The 22,873-nt window shown below is 72.6% G+C and carries 22 protein-coding genes and 1 pseudogene; 6 read left to right on the forward strand and 17 right to left on the reverse strand.

What is annotated here, in order from left to right:
- Positions 1-53 precede the first annotated feature (53 nt).
- Positions 54-731 (forward strand): 2-phospho-L-lactate guanylyltransferase, encoded by a 678-nt coding sequence (cofC, locus tag DEA06_RS11390; RefSeq protein WP_116648113.1) that lies wholly within the window; start codon positions 54-56, stop codon positions 729-731.
- Positions 732-828: 97 nt separating this feature from the next.
- Here cofC and cofD read toward each other — a convergent pair whose 3' ends face one another.
- The 11 genes from cofD to hemE all read right to left on the reverse strand — a co-directional run bounded on the left by cofD (position 829) and on the right by hemE (position 10,623).
- Positions 829-1,791, reverse strand: a complete 963-nt coding sequence (cofD, locus tag DEA06_RS11395) for a 2-phospho-L-lactate transferase (RefSeq protein ID WP_116648114.1) — start codon at positions 1,789-1,791, stop codon at positions 829-831.
- A gap of 100 nt (positions 1,792-1,891) precedes the next feature.
- Positions 1,892-3,229 carry a glutamate-1-semialdehyde 2,1-aminomutase gene (gene hemL / locus DEA06_RS11400; protein ID WP_116648115.1) on the reverse strand — a complete coding sequence of 446 codons (1,338 nt, stop codon included), beginning with the start codon at positions 3,227-3,229 and terminating at the stop codon, positions 1,892-1,894.
- A gap of 97 nt (positions 3,230-3,326) precedes the next feature.
- The gene (hemB, locus tag DEA06_RS11405) at positions 3,327-4,310 is read right to left on the reverse strand and encodes a porphobilinogen synthase (protein ID WP_116648116.1); all 984 of its coding nucleotides are present in this window, start codon (positions 4,308-4,310) and stop codon (positions 3,327-3,329) included.
- Positions 4,307-5,113 (reverse strand): uroporphyrinogen-III synthase, encoded by an 807-nt coding sequence (locus DEA06_RS11410; RefSeq protein WP_116648117.1) that lies wholly within the window; start codon positions 5,111-5,113, stop codon positions 4,307-4,309. Before DEA06_RS11410 ends, hemB begins: the two co-directional genes overlap by 4 nt.
- Positions 5,110-6,108: a hydroxymethylbilane synthase gene (gene hemC / locus DEA06_RS11415; RefSeq protein WP_116648118.1), complete on the reverse strand. Its 999-nt coding sequence runs from the start codon at positions 6,106-6,108 to the stop codon at positions 5,110-5,112. Before hemC ends, DEA06_RS11410 begins: the two co-directional genes overlap by 4 nt.
- 10 nt (positions 6,109-6,118) lie before the next feature.
- The gene (gene hemQ / locus DEA06_RS11420; protein WP_205781267.1) at positions 6,119-6,793 is read right to left on the reverse strand and encodes a hydrogen peroxide-dependent heme synthase; all 675 of its coding nucleotides are present in this window, start codon (positions 6,791-6,793) and stop codon (positions 6,119-6,121) included.
- A 128-nt stretch (positions 6,794-6,921) separates the two neighbouring features.
- Complete coding sequence (locus DEA06_RS11425) at positions 6,922-7,203, reverse strand: hypothetical protein (protein ID WP_116648120.1); 282 nt, start codon at positions 7,201-7,203, stop codon at positions 6,922-6,924.
- Positions 7,193-7,603, reverse strand: a complete 411-nt coding sequence (locus DEA06_RS11430; RefSeq protein ID WP_116648121.1) for a phage holin family protein — start codon at positions 7,601-7,603, stop codon at positions 7,193-7,195. The genes DEA06_RS11425 and DEA06_RS11430 overlap by 11 nt, the downstream gene beginning before the upstream one ends.
- 1 nt (position 7,604) lies before the next feature.
- Positions 7,605-8,009 carry a hypothetical protein gene (locus DEA06_RS11435; RefSeq protein WP_116648122.1) on the reverse strand — a complete coding sequence of 135 codons (405 nt, stop codon included), beginning with the start codon at positions 8,007-8,009 and terminating at the stop codon, positions 7,605-7,607.
- A gap of 110 nt (positions 8,010-8,119) precedes the next feature.
- Positions 8,120-9,592, reverse strand: coding sequence for an FAD-dependent oxidoreductase (locus tag DEA06_RS11440; RefSeq protein WP_116648123.1), 1,473 nt, complete (start codon positions 9,590-9,592; stop codon positions 8,120-8,122).
- The gene (gene hemE, locus DEA06_RS11445) at positions 9,589-10,623 is read right to left on the reverse strand and encodes a uroporphyrinogen decarboxylase (protein ID WP_116648124.1); all 1,035 of its coding nucleotides are present in this window, start codon (positions 10,621-10,623) and stop codon (positions 9,589-9,591) included. The genes DEA06_RS11440 and hemE overlap by 4 nt, the downstream gene beginning before the upstream one ends.
- A 123-nt stretch (positions 10,624-10,746) precedes the next feature.
- Here hemE and DEA06_RS11450 point away from each other — a divergent pair, with 123 nt between their 5' ends.
- On the forward strand, positions 10,747-12,084 hold the full coding sequence (locus DEA06_RS11450) for a glutamyl-tRNA reductase (RefSeq protein ID WP_116648125.1): 1,338 nt from the start codon (positions 10,747-10,749) through the stop codon (positions 12,082-12,084).
- 176 nt (positions 12,085-12,260) lie between these two features.
- Positions 12,261-15,152: an ATPase gene (locus tag DEA06_RS11455; RefSeq protein ID WP_116648126.1), complete on the forward strand. Its 2,892-nt coding sequence runs from the start codon at positions 12,261-12,263 to the stop codon at positions 15,150-15,152.
- Here DEA06_RS11455 and DEA06_RS11460 read toward each other — a convergent pair.
- Both DEA06_RS11460 and DEA06_RS11465 read right to left on the reverse strand, forming a co-directional pair.
- Positions 15,149-15,970: an ABC transporter permease gene (locus DEA06_RS11460; RefSeq protein WP_116648127.1), complete on the reverse strand. Its 822-nt coding sequence runs from the start codon at positions 15,968-15,970 to the stop codon at positions 15,149-15,151. The two genes, DEA06_RS11455 and DEA06_RS11460, sit on opposite strands and share 4 nt — an antisense overlap.
- Positions 15,967-16,976: pseudogene (locus DEA06_RS11465) on the reverse strand (ATP-binding cassette domain-containing protein). Before DEA06_RS11465 ends, DEA06_RS11460 begins: the two are co-directional and overlap by 4 nt.
- Positions 16,977-17,176: 200 nt before the next feature.
- Here DEA06_RS11465 and DEA06_RS11470 point away from each other — a divergent pair.
- Positions 17,177-17,752 carry an HhH-GPD-type base excision DNA repair protein gene (locus DEA06_RS11470; protein WP_116648128.1) on the forward strand — a complete coding sequence of 192 codons (576 nt, stop codon included), beginning with the start codon at positions 17,177-17,179 and terminating at the stop codon, positions 17,750-17,752.
- An 83-nt stretch (positions 17,753-17,835) separates the two neighbouring features.
- Here the strand turns inward: DEA06_RS11470 and DEA06_RS11475 are convergent, their stop codons facing one another.
- The 3 genes from DEA06_RS11475 to menC all read right to left on the reverse strand — a co-directional run bounded on the left by DEA06_RS11475 (position 17,836) and on the right by menC (position 20,916).
- Positions 17,836-19,221, reverse strand: a complete 1,386-nt coding sequence (locus DEA06_RS11475; RefSeq protein ID WP_116648129.1) for a glycine--tRNA ligase — start codon at positions 19,219-19,221, stop codon at positions 17,836-17,838.
- A gap of 85 nt (positions 19,222-19,306) precedes the next feature.
- Positions 19,307-19,786 carry a hypothetical protein gene (locus tag DEA06_RS11480; RefSeq protein ID WP_116648130.1) on the reverse strand — a complete coding sequence of 160 codons (480 nt, stop codon included), beginning with the start codon at positions 19,784-19,786 and terminating at the stop codon, positions 19,307-19,309.
- Complete coding sequence (gene menC / locus DEA06_RS11485; protein WP_116648131.1) at positions 19,783-20,916, reverse strand: o-succinylbenzoate synthase; 1,134 nt, start codon at positions 20,914-20,916, stop codon at positions 19,783-19,785. The genes DEA06_RS11480 and menC overlap by 4 nt, the downstream gene beginning before the upstream one ends.
- 133 nt (positions 20,917-21,049) lie before the next feature.
- Between menC and DEA06_RS11490 the strand changes: the two genes are divergently transcribed.
- Both DEA06_RS11490 and DEA06_RS11495 read left to right on the forward strand, forming a co-directional pair.
- Complete coding sequence (locus DEA06_RS11490; RefSeq protein WP_116648132.1) at positions 21,050-21,859, forward strand: SDR family oxidoreductase; 810 nt, start codon at positions 21,050-21,052, stop codon at positions 21,857-21,859.
- 10 nt (positions 21,860-21,869) lie between these two features.
- Positions 21,870-22,079 (forward strand): multidrug transporter, encoded by a 210-nt coding sequence (locus DEA06_RS11495; RefSeq protein ID WP_240606920.1) that lies wholly within the window; start codon positions 21,870-21,872, stop codon positions 22,077-22,079.
- Between the two features lie 21 nt (positions 22,080-22,100).
- On the opposite strand, the gene DEA06_RS11500 is transcribed toward DEA06_RS11495, so the two are convergent.
- Positions 22,101-22,796 carry a GNAT family N-acetyltransferase gene (locus DEA06_RS11500; RefSeq protein ID WP_116648133.1) on the reverse strand — a complete coding sequence of 232 codons (696 nt, stop codon included), beginning with the start codon at positions 22,794-22,796 and terminating at the stop codon, positions 22,101-22,103.
- Positions 22,797-22,873 lie beyond the last annotated feature (77 nt).

Consider the following 22,873-nt stretch of genomic DNA (forward strand, 5'->3'; position numbering starts at 1 on the left):
GGTTCGCGGCAAGCCCGCCCCCGTTCGCCCCGCCCTCGGGCAGAATTGTCGTGATGTCTCTGACTGACCGCTTCTCGCCGCGCTCCTCGCCCGCGCCGGCCGAACACGCAAGCTCCGGGTGGGTCGTCATCGTGCCGGTGAAGTCGTCGGACGTCGGCAAGTCCCGGCTGTCGGATGCCGCGCCCGACCGCGCGGCGCTGGCCCGCGCGCTCGCGCTCGACACCATCGCGGCCGCGGCGGCGGCGACGGCGGTCGAGCGCGTGATCGTCGTGACCGAGGACGCCGACATCGCGGCCGCCGTTCGCCGGATGCGGACGGTCGACGTCGTCCGCGAGGGCGACACCCGCGGGCTCGACGCCGCGATCGCGACCGGGGCGGCCGCCGCCGGATCCGACGTGCCGCGTGCAGCCCTGCTCGGCGACCTGCCGGCGCTGCGTCCGTTCGACCTCGACACCGCTCTCGAGGCCGCGCAGGCCGTGGAGCGCGGCGTGGTCGCCGATGCCGAGGGCGAGGGGTCGACGCTCGTGACCGCCCGGGCCGGCGCGACCTGGCTCTCGGCCTTTGGCGAAGACTCCTTCTCGCGCCACAAGCTGCTGGGCTGCACGCCCCTCGACCTGCCCGCCGACTCGACCCTGCGCCGTGACGTCGACACCGCCGAACAGCTGGCCGCAGCATCCGCCCTGGGTCTGGGCGAGCGCACGACCGCCGTGCTGACGTCGTCTGCGGCCTAGCCCCGGCGGACTCAGCGCACGAGTTCTGCCCGAGCACACGGGTCGGGCGCGGCCAGAGCGCGTGCGCTCGTGCGCAAGCCGTGTTGTCGCGGGCGGATCAGACGCCGGCGGCGGCGAGGGCAGAGGCTGCGATCGCGGCGGACGCGTCGACGTCGCTCATCCACAGCGGGGTGACGACAGGGCGGATGCCGGCGGCCTCGACCGCCGCGGCGCCATCGGCGTCTTCGGTCGCGACGAGCCACGCGTCGAGCAGGCCGCCCCTCGACCGGGCGCCGTAGTGCGCCCCGACGGCGGCGGCGGAGGTCTCGACGCCGATCGCGGCGAGGCAGACGTCGGCCATACCGCGCGCCACCCTGCCGCCGATGATCGGCGAGACACCCACGACGGGCGCGGATGCTGCGGCCAGAGCCTCGCGGATGCCCGGCACCCGCAGGATCGGACCGATCGACACCACGGGGTTCGACGGCGCGATCAGCACCACGTCGGCGGCGGCGATCGCCTCCGTCACGCCGGGCGCGGGTACGGCCGACCCGACCCCGGGGTTGTCGAAGCGGGCGGGGGCGAGGGTGGCGCGATAACGCGTCCACCACTCCTGGAAATGCAGGTCACGGCCGTCCTCGAGCACCACGCGGGTGTCGACCTCGGCGTCGGTCATCGGCAGCATCCTCACCCCGAGCGGCCAGCGGGCCGACAGCCGCTCGACGACCTGCGCGGGGGTCGCTCCGTCGCGCAGCCATCCCGTGCGGGCGAGGTGCGTGCCGAGATCGAGATCGCCGAGGGTGAACCACGGCCAGCCCGCACCCCACGCCTGGAGCTCCTCGTTGACGCGCTCGGTGTCACCCTGACGCCCCCACCCGCGCTGGGTGTCGTTGACCCCGGCGAGGGCGTAGAGGATCGAGTCGATGTCGGGCTGCAGCCGCACGCCCGAGAGCCACAGGTCGTCCCCGGTGTTGACGACGACCGTCGCCTCGGGCCCGCCGCGGCGTGCGAGCGCCTCGCGCACGCCGAGCGTGAACTTCGCCCCGCCGACCCCGCCGGCGAGCACGACGACGCGGGTCATCGGGAGCCCGCCGCCGAAGGTGCCGCCTTCTGCCGAGGGTGGTCGAAAACTCGGCCTGGTTCGGCGGGAACGGGCACCTTCGGCGAAGGTGCGACGCCGGTCACGAGCCCAGCGGAGGCTGAGGGGCGGATGCTGCGGCGCGGGCCGCATCCGGAAGCGCCGCCACGATGCGCTCGAGGGCTGCCTCGTCGTGCGCGGCGGTGAGGAACCATGCCTCGTAGACGCTCGGCGGGAGGGAGACACCCGCGTCGAGCATCGCGTGGAAGAACGGGGGGTATCGCCAGGCGTCCTGCGTCAGCGCTGTGGCGTAGTCGCGGGGGGCGTCGGGGAGGAACGCGACACCGAACAGCGACCCCGCGCGGGGCACGGCGTGCACGACGCCCTCGGCGGTGAGTGCCGCCGACAGCGCGTCGGCGACGACGGCCGCTGCCGCGTCGACCCGGGCGTAGACCTCGGGGGTGGCCAGGCGCAGGGTCGCGATGCCGGCCGCGACCGACAGCGGGTTCCCCGAGAGCGTGCCCGCCTGGTAGACGGGGCCGAGCGGGGCGAGGGCGTCCATGACGTCGGCGCGACCGCCGAGAGCGGCCAGCGGCATCCCTCCTCCGACGACCTTGCCGAAGGTGAAGAGATCGGGGGTGAAGGCCTCGCCGGCCGCGGCCTGCAGGCCCCAGTACCCCGCGGGGTGCACGCGGAAGCCGGTGAGCACCTCGTCGATGATGAGGAGCGCGCCGTTGTCGTGGGCGATGTCGGCGAGCGCGGCGTTGTAGCCGGGAAGCGGAGCGACGACGCCCATGTTCGCCGCCGCCGCCTCGACGATGACGGCCGCGATCCGGTCGCCGTGCAGCGCGAAGGCCTCGCGCACCGCGTCGAGGTCGTTGTAGGGCAGCACGAGCGTCTGCGCCGCGATCGGGCCGGGGACACCGGCCGATCCGGGCAGGGCGAGTGTCGCCACGCCGGAGCCCGCGGCGGCCAGCAGTCCGTCGGAGTGGCCGTGGTAGTGCCCGGCGAACTTGATGAGGAGGTCGCGGCCCGTGACGCCGCGCGCGAGGCGGATCGCGGTCATCGTCGCCTCGGTGCCCGTCGAGACCAGCCGCACCTTCTCGACCGGCTTCGCATCGCCGACGGCTACCCGCTCGGCGATGAGGGAGGCGAGCTCCACCTCCGCGCCGGTCGGCGCGCCGAACGAGAGCCCGCGGGCGGCCGCGGTCTGCACGGCCTCCACGATCTCGGGGTGCGCGTGACCCAGCAGGGCGGGACCCCAGGAGGCCACGAGGTCGACGAACTCGCGTCCCGCAGCATCCGTCACCGTCGCACCGCGCGCCGAAGCGAGGAACCGCGGCGTGCCGCCGACCGACCCGTAGGCGCGCACGGGCGAGTTCACCCCGCCCGGGATCACCTCGCGCGCGCGGTCGAAGAGCTCGTCATTGCGATCGGTCATTCGGGTCTCCGTTCGAAATCCAGGAGGAAAGAGTCATTCCGTCGCCCCGCCCACCCAGAACGCGTGTTCTTCCTGGGTTCTGAACGGCGAAGGCGGCTCAGGGGGTGTCGCGCAGCCAGCGGGCCGCTTCGACGGCCCAGTACGTGAGGATCGCGTCGGCGCCGGCACGCCGGATGCCGAGCAGGCTCTCTTCGATCGCACGGCGACGGTCGATCCACCCGTGCGCTGCGGCGGCCTCGATCATGGCGTACTCGCCCGACACCTGGTACGCCCAGACGGGGATGTCGACCGAGGCCCGCACCTCGGCGAGCACGTCGAGGTAGGGCATCGCGGGCTTGACCATGACGATGTCGGCGCCCTCTTCGGCGTCGAGCAGCGCCTCGCGCACGCCCTCGCGGCCGTTGGCGGGGTCGAGCTGGTACGTGCGGCGATCGCCGACGAGCTGCGAGTCGACCGCCTCGCGGAACGGGCCGTAGAAGGCCCCCGCGTACTTCGCCGAGTAGGCGAGGATCATCGTGTCGGCGAAGCCCTCGGCGTCGAGGGCGGCACGCACGTGAGCGGTCTGGCCGTCCATCATGCCCGACAGGCCCAGCAGGGCGGATCCCGCCCGGGCCTGCGCGAGAGCCATCGACGCGTACCGCTCGAGGGTGGCGTCGTTGTCGACCCGCCCCTTCGCATCGAGCACGCCGCAGTGCCCGTGATCGGTGAACTCGTCGAGGCAGAGGTCGGTCTGCACCACGAGCGCATCGCCGACCTCGGCGACGAGCGCCTCGGTCGCGACGTTCAGGATGCCGCGGGGGTCGTCGGCTCCGGATCCCCGGGCGTCGCGCACCGCGGGCACGCCGAAGAGCATGAGCCCGCCGACGCCGGCGCCCGCAGCATCCGTCGCCGCGCGGCGGAGCGAGTCGAGCGAGTGCTGCACGACCCCGGGCATCGACGAGATGGGCGACGGCTCGGTGATGCCCTCGCGCACGAACATCGGCAGCACGAGCTGCGACGGGGCGAGGTGGGTCTCTCGCACGAGACGGCGGATGGCGGGTGACTGTCGCAGCCTCCGCGGCCGGTGCTGCGGAAAGCTCATGGCGTGAACTCGTCGGCCGAGTGCGGGAGGGGGAAGCGCGCGACCGAGGCGATGAGGGAGTCGACGGTCTGCTGCTCGGCGATCACGTCGACGGCGAGCCCGGCGCGACGGGCGTCCTTCGCGGTGCGCGGGCCGATCGCGGCGATGACGGTGGACTCGGGGATGCGGGGGAACTGGGCCTGCACCTGCTCTGCGACCGATCCGCTGGTCACGAGGATCGCGTTAATGCGGCCGGAGGTCACATCACGGGCGATCTTGTCGGTGACGGGGACGCCGACCGTGCGGTAGGCCACGACGCTGCGCACGTCGTGTCCGGCCTCGATCAGCATGCGCGTGAGCACCGGTTTGGCGATCTCGCTGCGCAGCGCCAGCACCCGACGGGAGTCGCGTTCGAGGGAGATCATCTGCTCGGCCATGCCCGCGGCGGAGTTGTCGCGCTCGGGCACGAGGTCGACGCGATAGCCGGCGGCCTGGAGGGCGGCGGCGGTCGTCTCGCCGACCGCGGCGACCTTGGTCGTCGCGGGGAGCACGGCGCGATAGGCGTAGAGCACGTCGACCGTCGTCGCACTGGTCACGGTCAGCCAGTCGAACGCCCCGGCCGCGAGATCACTGAGGGCGGCTTCGAGCGAGGCCTGATCGTTCGTCGGTGCGAAGTTGATCAGCGGCGCGATGACGGGGGTCGCTCCCTGGTTGCGCAGGGTCGCGGCGACACCGTCGCCCCAGGGGCCGCCCCGCGGCACGAGGACGCGCCAGCCGGCCAGGGGCCGGTCGGGCGTCGGGGTATGCCGTGGGCTGGAATTCATGGGGTCGACTCTCGTGGGACAAGATCGGCCGCCCCACGTTCGAGCAACCGATGTGCGACATCTTCCCCGGTGCGCGCAGCTCGCGCGATCGGGTCCGCGCCATCGGCAGCAATCGCACCATCGCCGCTGCCTGCTGTCCGAGCATACCCCGGCTCGAGGCGGACGGTTCGGTCCATTCCGATGCGGTGCGCCCCGTCGAGGGCGTAGACGAGAGCGCGGATCCGCAGATCGCCGTCCGAGACGGAGGCGTGGGCGCCGACCGGTGCGTGGCATCCGGCGTCGAGGGTGGCGAGCACCGCGCGCTCCGCCGTGATCTCGATCCGGGTCTGCAGATCGTCGAGTCGCCCGAGCGCGTCGAGCAGGTCGGATGCGGCGTCCGTCCGCGTTTCGACGGCGAGCGATCCCTGTCCCGGTGCGGTCGGCCACTCCTCGAGGCCCATGGGCTCGGCGACGAGCCCGCCGAGGTCTCCGCCGAGCCTCGACAGACCGGCGGCGGCGAGCACCACGGCGTCGAGATCGCCGTCGCGCACGCGCGACAGCCGCGAGTCGACGTTGCCGCGCAGGTCGCGCACCTGCACGCGGTGGTTGCGCCGCAGCACCTGCGCGATGCGGCGGGGCGACCCGGTGCCGACGACCGCCCCCTGGGGGAGTTCGGACAGCGGCGTGCCGTCTCGGGTGATGACGATGTCCCTGGCGTCTTCACGGGCCGGAGTGGCGGCGATCACGAGACCCTCGGGCTGCGCCGTCGGCAGATCTTTGAGCGAGTGGACGAGCAGGTCGCACTCGCCCGCGGCGAGCGCCTCGCGCAGGCCGTTCGCGAAGACGCCGCGCCCGCCCAGCTGCGACAGCGACGCACGGTTGATGTCGCCTTCGGAGACGATCGGCACGAGCAGCACTTCGCGGCCGGATGTGCGGGTCAGCGCGTCGGCGAGCTGCTGCGATTGGGCGAGGGCCAGCGCGCTGCGTCGGGTGCCGAGGCGGAGGGGCGCGCTCATCGCGCCCGACTCACTGCAGAACCTCGGGGATCTCGGCGAGGTCGAGCAGACGCCCGGTGTAGAAGGGCACCTCTTCGCGCACGTGCCGGCGCGCCTCGGTGTAGCGCAGCTCTCGCATCATGTCGACGAGGTCGGTGAGCTCGTCGGCCTCCATCGGGAGCAGCCACTCGTAGTCGCCCAGCGCGAACGACGCGACGGTGTTCGCGATGACGCCCGTGAAAGCGGCGCCCTTGCGTCCGTGATCCATGAGCATCGCGCGGCGCTCCTCCTCGGGGAGGAGGTACCACTCGTAGCTGCGCACGAACGGGTAGAGGCACAACCACTCGCGCGCGTGCTCGCCTCGCAGGAAACCGGGCACGTGCGAACGGTTGAACTCGGCGTCGCGGTGCACGCCCATGGCGTTCCACGTCGGCAGCAGGGTGCGCAGCAGCTCGGTGCGGCGAAGCCGGCGCAGCGCCCGCTGCAGCGACTCCGCGTCGGGGCCGTGCAGCCACACCATCAGGTCGGCGTCGGCTCGCAGACCGCTGACGTCGTAGAAGCCGCGGACGGTGACCGCCCCGCCCTGCTCGATCAGCGCGACGATGTCGGCCAGCTCGGTGCTGTCGGCCTCGCCGAGGGGATTGTGGGGGTCACGGCGGAAGACCGCCCACAGGGTGAAGGCGGATGCTGCGGAGTCATCGGGCATGATTCCAGTCTCTCTCTGCGTGCCGAGCGCGCCAAACGCCGATGGCCGGAACCTGTCGACGACGAGCTACCGGCGCCGCTCGGGCGCGAATACGGTCGTCGCCCTCGCGGGAACGGCGCCGGACGGCCTCAGCGTGCGTAGGTGCGGACGGCGAACCAGACGATGCCGCCGACGGCGACCGCGACACCGACGACCGCTGCGGCGGCTCCGGCGGGGTTCTTCCGCCGGAAGTCGCGCGCCTTGGCCGTCACGCGGGTCAGACCGTGCTCGAGCCGACGGGGCACGTTGGCTTTGATCTCGATCGCGGCCAGGGCGGCCTTGAGCTCGGCGCGGGCGCTCTCGACCGGGTCGGTCAGACCCAGGGCGACGCCGGTGCGGGGTACGGGAACAGGGGAACGATCAACGCTCATCGCCGGCCTCCTTGACGATCCGGATGTCTTCGGCCACGGCCGAGCCGGGGTTGGTGCGCTTGCTCAGCTTGCGGAAACGCATGATGCCGAGCAGCGCCAGGACGGCGACGATGACGAGCATGCCGCCGAAGACGACGAGCGCCGAGAGCCACACCGGCCACCACGACGACAGCCCGGCGATGACGAACGCGAAGAACACCGGCAGCGACCAGAAGAGCACGAACAAGGCGCCGACGAACCACCCGGCGCCGATACCGGCGTCTTTCGCCGTCTTCGACAGCCACGCCTTGGCGGCGTTGATCTCGGCGACGACCAGGTTGCGGACGAGTTCGGGGATGTCGCCCAGGAGGGTGAAGAGGCTGTCGTCCGCGCGATCGCGGAATCCGCGGGGCGTGGTCACCTCAGCTCCCGGAGGATGCGGCGGGCTTCGAGGTCGACCGCGAACTCGTGGTGGAGGTCGAGGGAGCCGCCTTCTTGGCGTCGTCGACCGATTCCTCGACGGCGTCGGCGACCTTCTTGGCCGACGACTTCGCCGCGGAACCCGCGCGCTGGGCGCGCTCCTGAGCGGTTCCCGACTCGGATGCGGCGTGCGTGACCTTCTTCGCGCCGTTCCACAGTGCGCTGGGCACGGCCTTCAGAGCGCTGGCGCCGAAAGCCTGAACACGGGTCACCTGCGTCTGCACGGGGTCGAGTTCCCAGACCTTGATCGCCTGGGTCTTGATCTGTTCGTAACGCTCACGCCCGGCACGCGTGCCGAGCACATATCCGGCCGCAAGGCCGATAACGAGTCCTGCTTTGCCCTTCATAAGGGCCTCCTCACGCTCGGTGGAGCCTGTTGTCTGGGTCCCAGGCTAGCCAGATATTCCGTCAGAGGCATCCACCCTTGACATCCCACGGCCCGCGGGGCACTGCGCCACTAGAGCGGTGTTCCGCCGTTCCAGAGCAGCGCGCTGCGCAGACGATCGGCCTCCTGCTGCGCGTCGGGCACCACCTGGGCAAGGCCGGTGCCCGCCAACCAGGCTCCCGCCGCGCCGATCCCCGAGACTGCTCGGATCACGTCGCGCGAATCGCGGGTGCGCTCCGCACGCCCGATGAAGGCCCCCGGCTGCGACTGCGTGTAGCGCTCCCGCCGCGCCGCTCGCAGGTGCGCAGGTTCGAGGGCGACACCGAGAAGAGCGGATGCTTCCGCCACAGCCAGGTGCGCCGCATCCGCGTCGTCCAGGCCCGCCGTCGCGGGCTCCTCTCCCTGCGCGCCGAACGAGACGCGCACGACGTGGACACCGGGCTCGGCCTGCTGCGCCAGCCACGACCACTTCGCCGTGGAGTGCGTGAGGGCCTTCGCGGCGCGCGCGCCGGGCACGACCAGCACGCCCGAACCACGGGGGTGACGGTCGAGGCCGGGCGCGTCGACGACGAGAGTCACGACCTCGACGACCGGCGACTCCCCCGCCTCCGGGTCGAGGTCGGGAACGTGCGGTGCGAGCAGCCGTCGCGCCGACGCCTCGGGCAGGGCGACGAGGACGGCCCCGGCGGCGAGCTCGGTTCCGTCGCTCAGGACGACGCTCCATTCCTCGGCCCCGGTGTCCGGCTCCGCGGCGACGCGGCGCAGCTCCGACACCTCGGCGTCGGTTCGCAGCTCGACGTCGAGGTCGGCCAACCGTGCCACGAGGGCATCGACGAGGCGACCCATGCCTCCCACGATCCCCTCGACGGCGCCGCCGGGGGCGGTGGTGCGGCCCGCGGTGAGATCGGCGACCGCGCCCGAGAGCGAGCCGGTGCGGGTGAGGGCGGCGTTCAGCCCGGGTGCGGCGATGTCGACGTCGATGTCATCGGGGCGGGCGCTGTAGACGCCGCCGATGACCGGTGCCACGAGCCGATCGAGCACGCGCTCGCCCATGCGCGAGCGCACGAGCGCGCCCAGACTCCGCTCGTGCCCGATCGTCAGCGGGGGGCGGATGCGGTCGACGAACGCGCGCCACACCCCGCGGCGGCCGATGATGCGGCGCACCTCGGGCGACCACGGGTTGCCGGGGATGCCGAGCACCCCGCCGCGGGGCAGGGGTGCGGCCGCACCGCCGGGCAGCCCGGCGACCCACGCCCCCGCCGGGTTCGGGGTCGTGACCGCGTCGCCCAGGCCGAGGTCGTCGACGAGCGCGCGCACCGTGCCGCCCCGGGTCGCGTAGCTCTCCGCGCCGACGTCGAGGGTGAACCCGCCGACCTCGGCCGACCTCAAGACACCACCGAAACGGTCGCCCGCCTCGAGCACGGTGACCCGCAACCCGACCTTGGCGAACTCGAGCGCGGCGGTGAGTCCTGCCATTCCGCCGCCGACGACCACCGCGTGCGACTCGGCCGCGTGAGCGGCGAGCCGGTCGAGCGGCTCGCTCACGCGTCGAGCCCGTGGGCGCGCTCGACGATCCTCGTGAGCACGCCGGGGTCGGCGTCGGGGGGCACACCGTGGCCGAGGTTCAGCACGTGGGCGCGGGCGGCGCGGCCCCGGACGATGACGTCGTCGACGTGCGCGGCGAGGACCGGCCACGGGGCGCCGAGGAGCGCGGGGTCGATGTTCCCCTGCACGGTGGTGTCGGGTCCGAGCACGGCGGCGGCCGCGTCGAGGGGGGTGCGCCAGTCGACGCCGACGGCGTCGGCGAGCCCGCCGAGGCGCATGTCGTCGAGGATGCCGCCGGTTCCGACACCGAAGTGGATGCGCGGCACGGTGATGCCCTCGAGCGCGGCGGCGGAGTGCGGCGCCACGAACTCGAGGTAGTCGGAGCGCGACAGCGAGCCCGCCCACGAGTCGAACAGCTGCACCGCCGAGGCGCCGCCGTCGATCTGGGCGTCGAGGAACGCGCGCGAGACGCCCGAGAGCCACCCGGCGAGCCGGTGCCAGGCGTCGGGGTCGGCGTGCATCATGCCGCGGGCGCGAAGGTGCTCTTTCGAGGGGCCGCCTTCGACGAGGTAGGCGGCGAGGGTGAAGGGCGCCCCGGCGAAGCCGATGAGGGGCTTGTCGCCGAGCTCCGCCGTGACGATGCCGACGGCCTCGCGCACCGGCGCGGCCGCGGCTGCGACCTCGGCGGGGTCGATGGCGGTGATGCGCGCGACGTCGTCGGACGAGCGCACCGGGTCGGCGAAGACCGGCCCGCGGCCGGGCTCGATCTCGACGTCGATCCCGGCCAGGCGCAGCGGCACGACGATGTCGCTGAAGAAGATGCCGGCGTCGACGCCGTGCCGACGCACCGGCTGCAGCGTGATCTCTGCGGCCAGATCCGGGGTGAGGCAGGCGTCCAGCATCCGCGTCCCGACACGCAGCTCGCGGTACTCGGGGAGGGAGCGCCCCGCCTGCCGCATGAACCACACCGGCGGCCGGTCGGGGCGGTCGCCGCGCAGCGCGCGCAGCAGGGGTGCGTCAGGTGTTGCCATGGCAGCCATTCTTCCACCGGCGCCTGGGCGCCCACCGCCCACGGGCGCCTTCGGATGTCTCGTCGTCGAGACACCTCGGCGCTCGCAGCCGCCCCCGCCGACGCGGTGGGTAGAATCGACGACGTGCTGCTGTGCGTCAGCGCGAGTCACAAGACCGCGTCCTTCGATCTCCTCGAGCGCCTCAGCGTCCCCTCCACACCCGTCGCCCCGCTGATCGCGGCGCACGCGGAGTGCGTGCAGGGAGCGGTGGTCGTGGCCACCTGCAACCGCTTCGAGGCGTACGTCGACATGGACGAGCCGCTCACCGCGTCGGGCGCCGTCGGGCTCGAGGCCACCCTCTCGGCGATCGAGGCCGCGACCGGTGTGCCCGCGTCCGAACTCGACGGCTCGTACCGCCTCATGGGCGGCGACGAGGTCGCCGAGCACCTGTTCGCCGTCGCGTCGGGCCTCGAATCCGTCGTCGTCGGCGAAGGAGAGATCGCCGGCCAGGTGCGTCGCGCTCTCACCGAATCGCGCCGTCTCGGCACGACCTCGGCCGAGCTCGAGCGCCTGTTCCAGAGGGCTTCGGAGGCCCAGCGCGGAGTGAAGAACGCCACCGCCATCGGCCGTGCCGGGCGCTCGCTGGTGCGACTCGCCCTCGACCTGGCCGACAGCCGCATCACCGACTGGTCGAAGCTGCGGGTGCTGCTCATCGGCACGGGCTCGTACGCGGCGGTCACTCTCGCCGCGCTCCGCGACCACGGCGCCGACGACATCTCGGTGCACTCCCCCTCGGGTCGCGCGACCCCGTTCGCCGCGAAGCACGGCATCCGCGCCGTCGCACCCGAGCGTTTCCCGTCGGCCGTCACCCACGCCGACCTCATCATCACGTGCACGAGCGCCGAGCACCACGTGCTCAGCGCGGCCACGTTCGCCGCCGGCCGCGGCGCGTACGACACCGCGATCGAGGGCCAGCCCGCAGCATCCGCCTGCCCCATCGCGACCCCCGACCGCCGCCTCGTCATCGACCTCGGCCTGCCGCGCAACGTCGACCCCGATGTGGCGGGCGTCGCCGGTGTCGACCTGCTCGACCTCGAGACGATCCGCATTCACGCTCCCCTCGACGAGCTGCAGGCGACGGATGCGGCGCGCCAGGTCGTGCGCGACGCCGCCCGCCGGTTCGCCACCGTCGGCGAGCGAAAGAGCATCACACCGGCGGTCGTCGCCCTGCGCACGCACATCTTCGGACTCATGGAGTCGGAGATCTCGCGTGCCCGCGCCCGCGGCGACGACGACGGCCGCACCGAGCAGGCCCTCCGCCACCTCGTCGGCGTGCTGCTGCACACCCCCACCTCGCGCGCGCACCAGCTCGCCGAAGACGGACGCGCCGACGACTACATCACCGCGCTCTCGACGCTCTACGGCCTGGAGGTCGCCGAGCCCGAGGCGACCGCAGCCGACACCGAGCCCGGCGTCGCCTGACGCGTCGCCCCCGCCCCTGACGGTCCCGTCCCTGACCGGGAGACCGCTTCGCGCCGACGAGACCGCGACATTCACCCCGGGTCTCGGCGCGCGGTTGCGGTCTGGCGGACGTGCGGGCACGGGCGGGGCCGGCCGGCACATCTCGGCACCCCGCTCGGCGGGCCTAGGGTGAGAGCGTGAAGCTGCGGTTCTTCGGGGGACTCGTCGCGGGGGACGGATCAGCGGTCGTCGCCGGTCGCGGCCAGCAGGCACTGCTTCTCCGCCTCGCCGTCGACACCGCGACGACCGTGGGCTACCGCGCCCTGACGGAGGACATCTGGGGCCAGGACCCCCCGGCCGACCCCCGCGCCTCGCTGCACTCCCTGGCCTCCCGCCTGCGGCGCGCGCTGCCGCAGGACGCCCTCGTCGCCGCGCCCGGCGGCTACCGCCTCGCCTTCTCGCGCGAGGACATCGACATCACCCGCTTCGCCGACCTCGTGGCCCGCGCCCGCGCCGCCGCCGACCCCGGAGACGCCGCTTCTCTCGCCCGCGAAGCGCTGTCGCTGTGGAACGGCGACCCGTGGACCCCCGGCGACGGCTTCGACTGGCTGGTGCGCGATCTGCTCGAGGACCGAGCCCACGCCGAGCGGCTGGCCGGAGCGCGAACCGTCGTCGCCGACGACGTCGTGCGCGAGAGCGCCGGCGACGTCTTCCGCGAGAGCACCGTGCCGGCGGCCATCACGAGTCTTGTCGGGAGGGAGGCCGAGCTCGCCCTCATCGAGCAGCAGCTCGCCTCCGAGCGTCTGGTCACGGTCGTCGGCCCGGGCGGAGCGGGCAAGACCACGCTCGCGTTCGAGACCGCCCGCCTCCGCGCCGGCGCGATCATCGTCGAACTCGCCCCCGTCGCCGCGGGCGACGTATGGAGCGCGCTCGCCGGCGCCGTCGGGCGCAGCGTGCGCCTCCCCGATGCGACGAGCACCCCCATCGGGGTGCGCGACGGCGTCGTCGAGGCGCTCACCGGGCGCCGCGTGCTGATCGTGCTCGACAACTGCGAGCACGTCTCGCGCGAGGCCGCCGAGGTCGCCGTGGACGTACTGCAGGCTCTACCCGAATCGCGCGTGCTCGCCACCAGCCGCGAACCCCTCGGCGTGCCGGGCGAAGCGTTCGTCGACCTGGGTCCGCTCCCCCTCCCCGACGCGGTCGAGCTGTTCGGCCTCCGGGCGCGCGCGGCCTCCGGGTCGGTGCCCGATCCCGCCGATGCGGCGACGATCGAGGGGATCGTCCGCCGACTGGACGGGCTGCCGTTGGCCGTGGAGCTGGCCGCGGCGAAGACCCGCACGCTGTCGCTGATCGAGATCGCGGCGGGCCTCGACGACCGATTCCGCCTGCTCGCGGCGGGTCCTCGCGCGACGGCGCCCCGCCATCAGACGCTCCGGGCGCTCATCGACTGGAGCTGGGACACCCTGACCCCCACCGAACGCACCGCGCTCCTCGCGGCGGCCGTCTTCCCCGACGGGATCGCGGCGACGGATGCTGCGGTGATCGGCGCGCGGTACGACCTCCCCGCGTCGGCCTTCGACGAGCTGGTCGACCGATCGCTCCTGAGCCGGCGGCACGGACGCTTCCGGATGCTCGAAACGGTGCGCGAATACGGTCTCGAGCGCCTCCGCGCCGAGGGACTCGACGACCGGTTCCGTGCGTCGCAGGCGGAGTCGATGGCCGAGCTCGCCTCCGCCCGCGACGCGACGCTCCGCGGCCCGCAGGTGCGGGCGGGCCTGGCGTGGTTCGACACCAACGAGGAGAACCTGTCGAGCGCGCTGCGCTTCTGCGCGGAGACCGCGAGGCGCTCCACCGGGGTCCGCCTCGTGCGGGCGATGCTCTGGCCGTGGATCCTCCGCGAACGCACCGCCGATCTCGCCGGGAATGCCGCGGTCTTCGCCGCGACGGGCGGAGCGCTCGACTCCGAGCCCGAGGTCGTCGTGGCCGGCGTCGGACTCCTCGCCGACTCGTTCTCTCTCGTGATGGACAGCGCCGTGCTGGCACCGACCGCGGGCGGGCGTGGCGACGTACCGCGCTACGACGAGCGGGCGGCCGAGATCGCCGCGGCCTCGGCGCAGCATCCGTCCGAGCTGGCCGCCGCGCTCCCCGCACTTCTGCGCGGCATCGCCGAGGCGATGTCCAACCTCGGCCGCGACCTGAGCTGGTCGCACGGAGTCACCTTCGCCGAGGGGCCGACCGATCACCTCCCGCCGTGGACGCGGGCGTTCCTCGGCGTGCTCCGCGCGGGGGCGGCGGCAAACTCCGGTGACGTCGAGACGCTCGGTGCGCAGAGTGCGCTGGCGCTGCGCACGTTCAGCGAGATCGGCGACCCGTGGGGCATCGCGTTCGCCGGGCAACTGCAGTCGGAGTGGCTCATGCTGGAGGGCCGTCTGGAGGAGGCCCTCGAGATCGCCGACCGGTCGACCGACGTCTTCTCCGGCCTCACGTCGGCCAGCGACGCGGTGCAGCAGCGGTCTCAGACCGTCGGACTGCTCGTTCGCCTGGGCCGCGTCGACGACGCCCGATCGCGGGTCGACGAGCTCGACGACTTCGCCCGGCAGGACGGCTCGGAGCGCGCCCTGGTGCAGGTGCGGATGAGCCGGGCGCTCGTCGAGATCGCGGCGGGAGACGCGGAGGCGGCGTTGCGTGAGCTCGCCGTGCTCGACCGGGGCCTTCCGGCGGGGTTCCCGTCGCAGCTGACGGCCTGGTGGGGATCGAAGCGCGCCCAGGCTCTCACGCTGCTGCACCGCACCGACGAGGCACGCGCGGCGCTGCGCGACGCCGTGCCCGTCGCGATCCGCAGCGGCGACCAGCCCATCATGGCCGACGTCGCGCTGTCGCTGGCCGGCTGGCTGGTCGAGACGGGTCAGGATGCGGCGGCCCGCCGCGCCCTCGCGACGGCCTCGGCGTTGCGCGGTAGCGCCGACGAGCACGACCCGTACCGCACCCGCCTGGTCGCGCGGATGGCCGCGGCGCCGGAGGAACCCGTCCCCGACGCCGCGGCCGAGTTCATCCGGCTCGCCGCCCTGCTGGACGACGACGCGGTCTAGGCCTTGCGCATGTAGGTGCGCACCGTCAACGGTGCGAACACCGCGACGATCACGGCCGCGCCGATCAGCGTGATCACCACGTCGGATCCGACGGTGCCGTTGTTGACGAGATCACGGACCGCCGTCACCAGGTGCGAGACGGGGTTGATGTCGACGAACCACTGCAGCCACCCGGGCATCGTGTCGGCGGGGACGAAGGCGTTGGAGAGGAACGTCAGCGGGAACAGGATCACCAGCGACACCCCCTGCACGCTCGAGGCGGTCCGCGCCACCACCCCGAAGAACGCGAAGATCCAGCTGACCGCCCACGAGCAGACCACGACCAGGACGCCCGCGGCGACCACGGCGCCGAAGCCACCGGCCGGACGGAAGCCCATGATGAAGCCCATCGTGAAGGTGAGCGTGGTGGCGATCGCGTAGCGCACCGTATCGGCCAGGAGGGCTCCCGACAGCGGAGCGATACGGGCGATCGGCAGCGATCTGAACCTGTCGAACACCCCCTTGTCCATGTCTTCGCGCAGCTGCACGCCCGTCACGACCGACGTGGTGATGACCGTCTGCACGAGGATGCCGGGGATGATGATCGGCAGGTAGCTCTGCACGTCGCCGGCGATCGCGCCGCCGAAGATGTAGGTGAACATCAGCGTGAACAGGATCGGCTGCACCGTCACGTCGATGAGCTGCTCGGGGGTCCGGCGGATCTTGAGCAGTCCTCGCCACGCCATCGTCAACGTGTTCTGCACGGTCTGCGCGACGCCCGCGTGATTGCGGAGGTCGCGATCGGCGACCGGTGTGAGGGGTGCGGTCAGGGTGCTCATGCGCGTGCTCCTTCGAGATCGGGGATGTCCGCGGCATCCGCGTCGGACGACGGTCCCGTGCCGGTCAGCGTGAGGAAGACTTCGTCGAGGGTCGGTTGCTGAACGCTGAACTCGCTCAGGTGCACCCCGCCCTCCCGGAAGGCCAGGAGCAGGTCGTCACCCGGTCGGGGTCGCTCATCGGCACGGTGAGTCGGGCCGCCTCCGGAGAGACGATCGCCGACGCGCCCAGCACCCGGTCGACCGTCTCTCGAGCCAGGGCCAGCTCGGCGCCGTCGCGCAGGCGGAGCACGAGAGAGGCCTGCCCGACGGAGGCCTTCAGCTCGGGCGCCGTTCCCTCGGCGACGACCCGACCGCGGTCGATGACGGCGATACGGTCGGCGAGCTGGTCGGCCTCGTCGAGGTACTGCGTGGTGAGGAGCACGGTCGAGCCGTTGGCGACGAGCCGGCGGATCGTGTCCCACATCTGCCCACGCGTACGGGGGTCGAGGCCCGTCGTGGGCTCGTCGAGGAAGATCAGCGGCGGCTGGGCGATGAGCGACGCCGCGAGGTCGAGGCGGCGCCGCATCCCTCCCGAGAACTTCGCCAGCGGACGACGAGCGGCCTCGGTGAGCCCGAACTCCTCGAGCAGCTCCCCCGCCTTCCGACGGGAGTCGACCCGCGACAGCCCGAGCAGGCGCCCGAAGATGATGAGGTTCTCGGTGGCCGACAGGGTCTCGTCGACGGAGGCGAACTGCCCCGTGAGGCCGATGAGCTGGCGCACGACCTGCGCCTCGCGCACGACGTCGCGCCCGAAGATCTCGGCGCGGCCCGCGTCGGGACGCAGCAGCGTCGCCAGCATGCCGATGGTGGTGGTCTTGCCGGCGCCGTTGGGGCCGAGCACACCGTAGACCGTGCCGGCGTCGACGATCAGGTCGACCCCGTCGACGGCGCGGTTGGTGCCGAAGGTCTTCACCAGGCCTTCGGCGCGGACGGCGGGGACGCGCCCCGAGGGAGCGGATGAGCTCATGGGTTGTCTGCCTTTCTGTGGGCTGACACCAGAGTGCGTCGGGGGCGCTGTCACGGCGCCGTCGTCGTCGAACCGCCGCTGTCACCGCGCTGTCAGCGAGACTCCATCCTGTGCGCGAGACTGCGCGCGTCGCGTGACGTCTCGTATCGGGGGTGAAGTCTCGCGGTTTCCGGGCGGGAGCCCTGCGGCACACTGGAGGGATGACGCTGCACATCACCGACGACCCGGCCGCCGACGAACTGCTCTCGAGCGACCCCCTGGCGCTGCTGATCGGGATGCTGCTCGACCAGCAGGTCGCGATGGAGACCGCGTTTGCGGGGCCGCTCAAGGTGCGCGAGCGCGTCGGGTCGCTCGACGCATCCACGCTGGCCCACTACGACGCCGACGCCTTCGCCGAGGCCTTCAAGACCGCACCGGCGGTGCATCGCTACCCCGGGTCGATGGCGGGTCGCGTGCAGGCCCTGTCGGCCGCGGTGGAGCAGGACTGGGACGGCGACGCCGCCGCGATCTGGACACGGGACGAGCCGACCGGCGCCGACGTGCTGAAGCGGCTCAAGGCCCTCCCCGGCTTCGGCGAGCAGAAGGCGAAGATCTTCCTCGCCCTCCTCGGCAAGCAGCGAGGTTTCACGGGCGAGGGGTGGCGCGAAGCATCCGCCCCCTACGGCGAGGAAGGGTCGTTCCGCTCCGTCGCCGACATCACCAGCCCCGACTCGCTCACGAAGGTGCGCGAGCACAAGCGCGCGATGAAGGCCGCCGCGAAAGAGAAGTCGGCGTAGGAGAAGGGCCCGGCGTAGGACGATCCGCACGGGATCGGCCTACGCCGAGGGCGTCTCCTACGCTCGAACCGTCGTGCGGGCGCTTACGCGCCGCGGAGGCGCTCGGCGAGGTAGCCGTGCAGAGCGTCGAGCGGCACGCGCTCCTGCGACATGGTGTCGCGGTCGCGCACGGTGACGGCGCGGTCGTCGAGCGAGTCGAAGTCGATCGTGACGCAGAACGGGGTGCCGATCTCGTCCTGGCGACGGTAGCGACGGCCGATCGCGCCGGCGTCGTCGAAGTCGACGTTCCACTCCGAGCGCAGGTCGTCGGCGACCTCGCGGGCCAGCGGCGACAGACGCTCGTTGCGCGACAGCGGCAGCACGCCGACCTTGACGGGCGCGAGGCGCGGGTCGAGCTTGAGCACCGTGCGGGTGTCGGTGCCGCCCTTGGCGTTCGGCACCTCTTCCTCGCGGTAGGCGTCGACGAGGAAGGCCATCATCGCGCGGGTGAGTCCGAACGAGGGCTCGATCACGTACGGGGTGTAGGTGGTTCCGCTCGTCTGGTCGAAGAACGTGAGCTTCGCACCGGATGCTTCGGAGTGGCTCGTGAGGTCGTAGTCGGTGCGGTTGGCGACACCCATGAGCTCGCCCCACTCCTTGCCCGGGAAGCCGAAGCGGTATTCGACGTCGATGGTTCCGGCCGAGTAGTGCGCGCGGTCGTCTTCGGGCACGTCGAAGCGGCGCATGTTGTCGGCGTCGACGCCGAGGTCGATGAACCAGTTCCAGCAGGCTTCGACCCAGTGGTCGAACCATTCCTGCGCTTCGTCGGGCGCGGTGAAGTACTCGATCTCCATCTGCTCGAACTCGCGGGTGCGGAAGATGAAGTTGCCGGGGGTGATCTCGTTGCGGAACGCCTTGCCGACCTGGCCGATGCCGAACGGGGGCTTCTTGCGCGACGCGGTGAGCACGTTGGTGAAGTTGACGAAGATGCCCTGCGCGGTCTCGGGACGCAGGTAGAAGAGACCGCTCTCGTCGTCGACGACGCCGAGGTAGGTCTTCACCAGGCCCGAGAAGGAGCGCGGCTCGGTGTACTGCCCCTTCGTGCCGCAGTTGGGGCACGGCACGTCGAGCAGGCCGTTCTCGGCGGCACGGCCCTTGCGCGCTTCGAAGTCCTCGATGAGCGTGTCGGCGCGGAAGCGCTTGTGGCAGTGCAGGCACTCCACGAGCGGGTCGGTGAAGGTCGCGACGTGGCCGGACGCCTCCCACACGCGCTTGGGCAGGATGATCGAGGAGTCCAGGCCCACCATGTCGCCGCGCCCGCGCACGAACGTCTGCCACCACTGGCGGCGGATGTTCTCCTTGAGCTCGGTGCCGAGCGGGCCGTAGTCCCACGCCGAGCGAGAACCGCCGTAGATCTCGCCCGCCTGGAAGACGAACCCGCGGTGGCGGGCGAGGGCGATGACCTTATCAAGGCGGGACTGTTCGGCCACGGTGGCTCCAGGGGTCGAATGCGACGCGGGGGTTCAGCAGCCGACTGGCCGCCTCCCCCATCTTAGTTCCGGGGCGGGATCGCGCTCAGCCGGTCGAGCACTCGCGTCGGTGGAGGTCGGAGAGAAACCCGAGCGAGTCCGCGACGGCCATGCGCGCGATGGAGTCGGCGGCACCGAGCGTGAACTTCACCTCGAGCATCGTGGTGCCCTCGTTGGCCGCGTCGCAGTTCACCGCCGGCAGTTGCACGCGGATGTCGACCGTACGCCCGGGGGCGATGTCGGTCTCGCCGGCGACGACCCGCTCGGCGAGCCCGTCGAGCCGGTCGTCCTCGAGCTCGACCTTGCCGATGACGAGGGCGTCGTCGGCCGCGTTGTGGATCTGCACCTGCGCCTGACGCGTGGCGACGTCGCCGGCCAGCTGCACGACCGAGGCGGTGATCCCGATCGGGAGGGCCGTCGCCGACGGCGAGGGGTGCGGGGCTTCGGCGCAGCCCGCGAGCGCGAGCATCGCGAGGGCTCCCGCGAGGAGGGCAGCGCCGCGCTGCCGGGTGGTGCGTCGTCTCACCGGGCGATCGTCTCCCGGTGCACCGTGAACTGCTCCAGCGCCTCGTGGTCGATCTCGATACCGAGGCCGTCGCCGGTGGGGACGCGCACGTGGCCGTCGTCGAGCGTGATCGGTTCGGTGACGATGTCACGCGCGTAGAAGCGCGACGACGCCGACACGTCGCCGGGGAGGGTGAAGCCGGGGAGGGCGGCGAGCGCCGCGTTCGCGGCCCTGCCGATTCCCGTTTCGAGCATGCCGCCGCACCACACCGGGAGCCCCGCAGACCGGCAGAGGTCGTGGATGGCGACGGCCTCGAGGTAGCCCCCGACACGGCCGGCCTTGATGTTCACGACGGATGCGGCGCGCAGCGCGATCGCGTCGGCCGCGGCCTTCGCCGACACGATCGATTCGTCGAGGCAGACCGGAGTGCGAAGACGACGGGCGAGGGTCGCGTGATCGACGAGGTCGTCTTCCTGCAGGGGCTGCTCGATGAGGAGCAGATCGAAGGGGTCGAGATCGGCGAGCAGCTCGGCGTCGGCGATCGTGTAGGCCGAGTTGGCGTCGACCTGCAGCGGGATCGCCCCGAAGGCCTCGCGCACGGCTGCGGTGTCGTCGATGTCGCGGCCCGGTTTGATCTTGATCTTGATCCGCGCGTAGCCCTCGTCGAGGTAACCGCCGACAGCGTCGACGAGCGCGGCCGGGTCGCGCTGGATGCCGACCGAGACCCCCGACGGCACTCGATCGTGCACGGCGCCCAGATGAGCGGCGAGCGAGCGCCCCTCGGCGCGGAGCGCCGCGTCGAGCACGGCCGTCTCCAGGCCCGCCTTCGCCATGCGGTGGCCGACGAAAGGCGACAGCACGCCCGCGACCTCCTCGGCCGAGACGGCGGGGCGCTCGAGGAGAGCGGGGATCAACCAGCGGCGCAGCACGTCCCACGCGCCGTGGGTGTACTCGCTCGAATAGAGCGGCGCGTGCTGGGTGACGACCTCGCCCCAGCCGTCGCCGGCGTCGGTGAGCGCACGCACGACGATGACCTCGCGCACGTCCTCCGTGCCGAACGACGTGGTGAACGGCGAGACGAGCGGCAGGTGCAGCACGCGCAGCTCGACCGCCGACAGGCGCACCGGGGCCGTGGAACGCGCGGGAGACATGCGTTCAGGGTAGCGGCGGCAGCCTGAGCAACCGCCCCCGGCGGGCGGCACCGCCGCGGCGGGCACGCTAGTGACCCGCCACCGGGCTGGCAAGGCCCGGGCCGGTGAGCCGTGCGCGGCCTAGCCTCGGGGTATGGCTACCGACTTCTCCCCCCGCCACGCGATCGTGACCGCCTCGGACTCCGGCATCGGGGCCGCCACCGCCGTCGCCCTCGCCGAGGCCGGACTCGACGTGGGCATCACATGGCACTCCGACGAGGAGGGCGCCCAGGGCACCGCCGACGAGGTGCGCGCCCGTGGAGGACGCGCCGTGGTCGCGCGGTTCGACGCCACCGACTTCGATGCGGCCGGGCGCGTGATCGACGGTCTCGCCGACGAGCTGGGCGGGGTCGACGTCTTCGTCAACAACGCCGGCGGCGGCTCGGGCGGCCCCTTCCTCGACATGGATCTCGACGCGTGGCGCCAAGACATCGCGCTCAACCTCGACGGCGCGTTCATCGGCCTGCAGGTCGCCGCCCGGCGCATGGTCGCCGCGGGTCGCGGCGGGCGCCTCATCGCCGTCTCGAGCGTGCACGAGCACCAGCCGCGCGTGGGCAGTGCCGCGTACGTCGCCGCCAAGCACGGCCTCGGCGGGCTCCTCAAGACCATGGCGCTCGAGCTCGGGCGCTACGGCATCACCGCGAACTCCGTGGCGCCGGGCGAGATCGCCACGCCCATCAACGACATGGACGCCTCCGACGCGGAGTCGACGCACCGCGGCGGCATCCCGCTCGGACGCCCCGGCACGCCCGACGAGATCGCCGCGGTCGTGGCGTTCCTGGCCTCGCCCGCCGCCGCCTACGTCTCGGGGGCGAGCTGGGTCGTCGACGGCGGGATGCTGAACATGGGCCCGCAGGCGGGATCCCACCTCGAGAGCGATGCCTGGCGCGACGCCGGGAAGTAAGGGGAACACCATGACCGACCTTCGACACGATGGCGCCGAGATGAGCGACGCCGAGAAGCGCCACGACCAGCTGACGAGCGCCCCCGATTCGACCGAGGCCGACGCCGCGCCCCGCATCGACGTCGCCGAGCACGACGGCGTGACGCGGATCGACGTGCGCGACGACGCCGCGGTGCGCCCCGGCCCGGGCCCCGGCACCCCCGAGGCCGACGGCGCCTGACGCTCGACGGATGCGGCGCGCTCAGCGCCGGGCGAAGAGGTAGCCCCGGGCGGGGTCGAACCCGCTGACGCGCAGGCCCGCGGCGGTCAGCGCGAGGAAACGCTCGCGCACGTCGAGGCGCCACCGCGCAGCATCCGCCGGCGACGCTCGGCGCAGCGCCGCGATGTCGCGCGGGATCGCGACCGCCTCGACGACCTCGCTCGCCGGAATCTGCGCCGGGGTGACCGCCCACGACACGAGGATGCGGTCGGACGCATCGCCGCGGTTCACGTCGTCGTCCATCGGCCCGTACTGATCGACGAGGTACTCGGCGACGTCGGCGCCGAGGACGCCCACATTAAAGTGCGCGTTCCGGGCGATGAGCGGGTCGAAGGTCCACGTGATGCGCTCCACCCCGCGCTCGCGCGCCCACGCGCGCTGGTGCCGCTTCACCGCGCGGCCGATCCCCCGCCCCTGGGCCGACGGCAGCACGCCGGTGATGTGCGAGTGCAGCGTGCGCTCGGCGGGAGGGCCGAAGAATGCGGCCGAGGCGGCCAGCATCCGCTCGCCCTCGAAGACTCCGACGGCATAGTTGCCGGCGTGCTCGAGCGCGCGCAGGATGTTCGCCGGCATCGTCGAGCGCTCGCCCGTCCATACCTCGTCGAAGAGGCGGGATGCGGCGTGCACCCCCTCGACCGACGAGAGCGCGCGAATGTCGAGGCCGTCCGATTCGGGCATGCGCCCAGTGTCGCATCGCGCGCGACGACCCCTGGCCCTCCCGCGCGCGGCTAACCTGGGGCCAGTGGGCCGAGACG

Source organism: Microbacterium sp. Gd 4-13, assembly GCF_003095395.1.
Taxonomy (GTDB): domain Bacteria; phylum Actinomycetota; class Actinomycetes; order Actinomycetales; family Microbacteriaceae; genus Microbacterium.

Bases quoted from the DNA above. Each gene is read 5' to 3' on its own strand.
- DEA06_RS11425 (WP_116648120.1), bottom strand. From the start codon at position 7,203: ATGAGCGTTGATCGTTCCCCTGTTCCCGTACCCCGCACCGGCGTCGCC.
- DEA06_RS11470 (WP_116648128.1), top strand. From the start codon at position 17,177: ATGACGCTGCACATCACCGACGACCCGGCCGCCGACGAACTGCTCTCG.
- DEA06_RS11490 (WP_116648132.1), top strand. From the start codon at position 21,050: ATGGCTACCGACTTCTCCCCCCGCCACGCGATCGTGACCGCCTCGGAC.
- hemQ (WP_205781267.1), bottom strand. From the start codon at position 6,793: ATGCCCGATGACTCCGCAGCATCCGCCTTCACCCTGTGGGCGGTCTTC.
- hemC (WP_116648118.1), bottom strand. From the start codon at position 6,108: ATGAGCGCGCCCCTCCGCCTCGGCACCCGACGCAGCGCGCTGGCCCTC.
- hemE (WP_116648124.1), bottom strand. From the start codon at position 10,623: ATGGCAACACCTGACGCACCCCTGCTGCGCGCGCTGCGCGGCGACCGC.
- hemB (WP_116648116.1), bottom strand. From the start codon at position 4,310: ATGAGCTTTCCGCAGCACCGGCCGCGGAGGCTGCGACAGTCACCCGCC.
- DEA06_RS11460 (WP_116648127.1), bottom strand. From the start codon at position 15,970: ATGAGCACCCTGACCGCACCCCTCACACCGGTCGCCGATCGCGACCTC.
- cofD (WP_116648114.1), bottom strand. From the start codon at position 1,791: ATGACCCGCGTCGTCGTGCTCGCCGGCGGGGTCGGCGGGGCGAAGTTC.
- DEA06_RS11495 (WP_240606920.1), top strand. From the start codon at position 21,870: ATGACCGACCTTCGACACGATGGCGCCGAGATGAGCGACGCCGAGAAG.
- hemL (WP_116648115.1), bottom strand. From the start codon at position 3,229: ATGACCGATCGCAATGACGAGCTCTTCGACCGCGCGCGCGAGGTGATC.
- DEA06_RS11435 (WP_116648122.1), bottom strand. From the start codon at position 8,009: ATGAAGGGCAAAGCAGGACTCGTTATCGGCCTTGCGGCCGGATATGTG.
- cofC (WP_116648113.1), top strand. From the start codon at position 54: ATGTCTCTGACTGACCGCTTCTCGCCGCGCTCCTCGCCCGCGCCGGCC.
- DEA06_RS11410 (WP_116648117.1), bottom strand. From the start codon at position 5,113: ATGAATTCCAGCCCACGGCATACCCCGACGCCCGACCGGCCCCTGGCC.
- menC (WP_116648131.1), bottom strand. From the start codon at position 20,916: ATGTCTCCCGCGCGTTCCACGGCCCCGGTGCGCCTGTCGGCGGTCGAG.
- DEA06_RS11500 (WP_116648133.1), bottom strand. From the start codon at position 22,796: ATGCCCGAATCGGACGGCCTCGACATTCGCGCGCTCTCGTCGGTCGAG.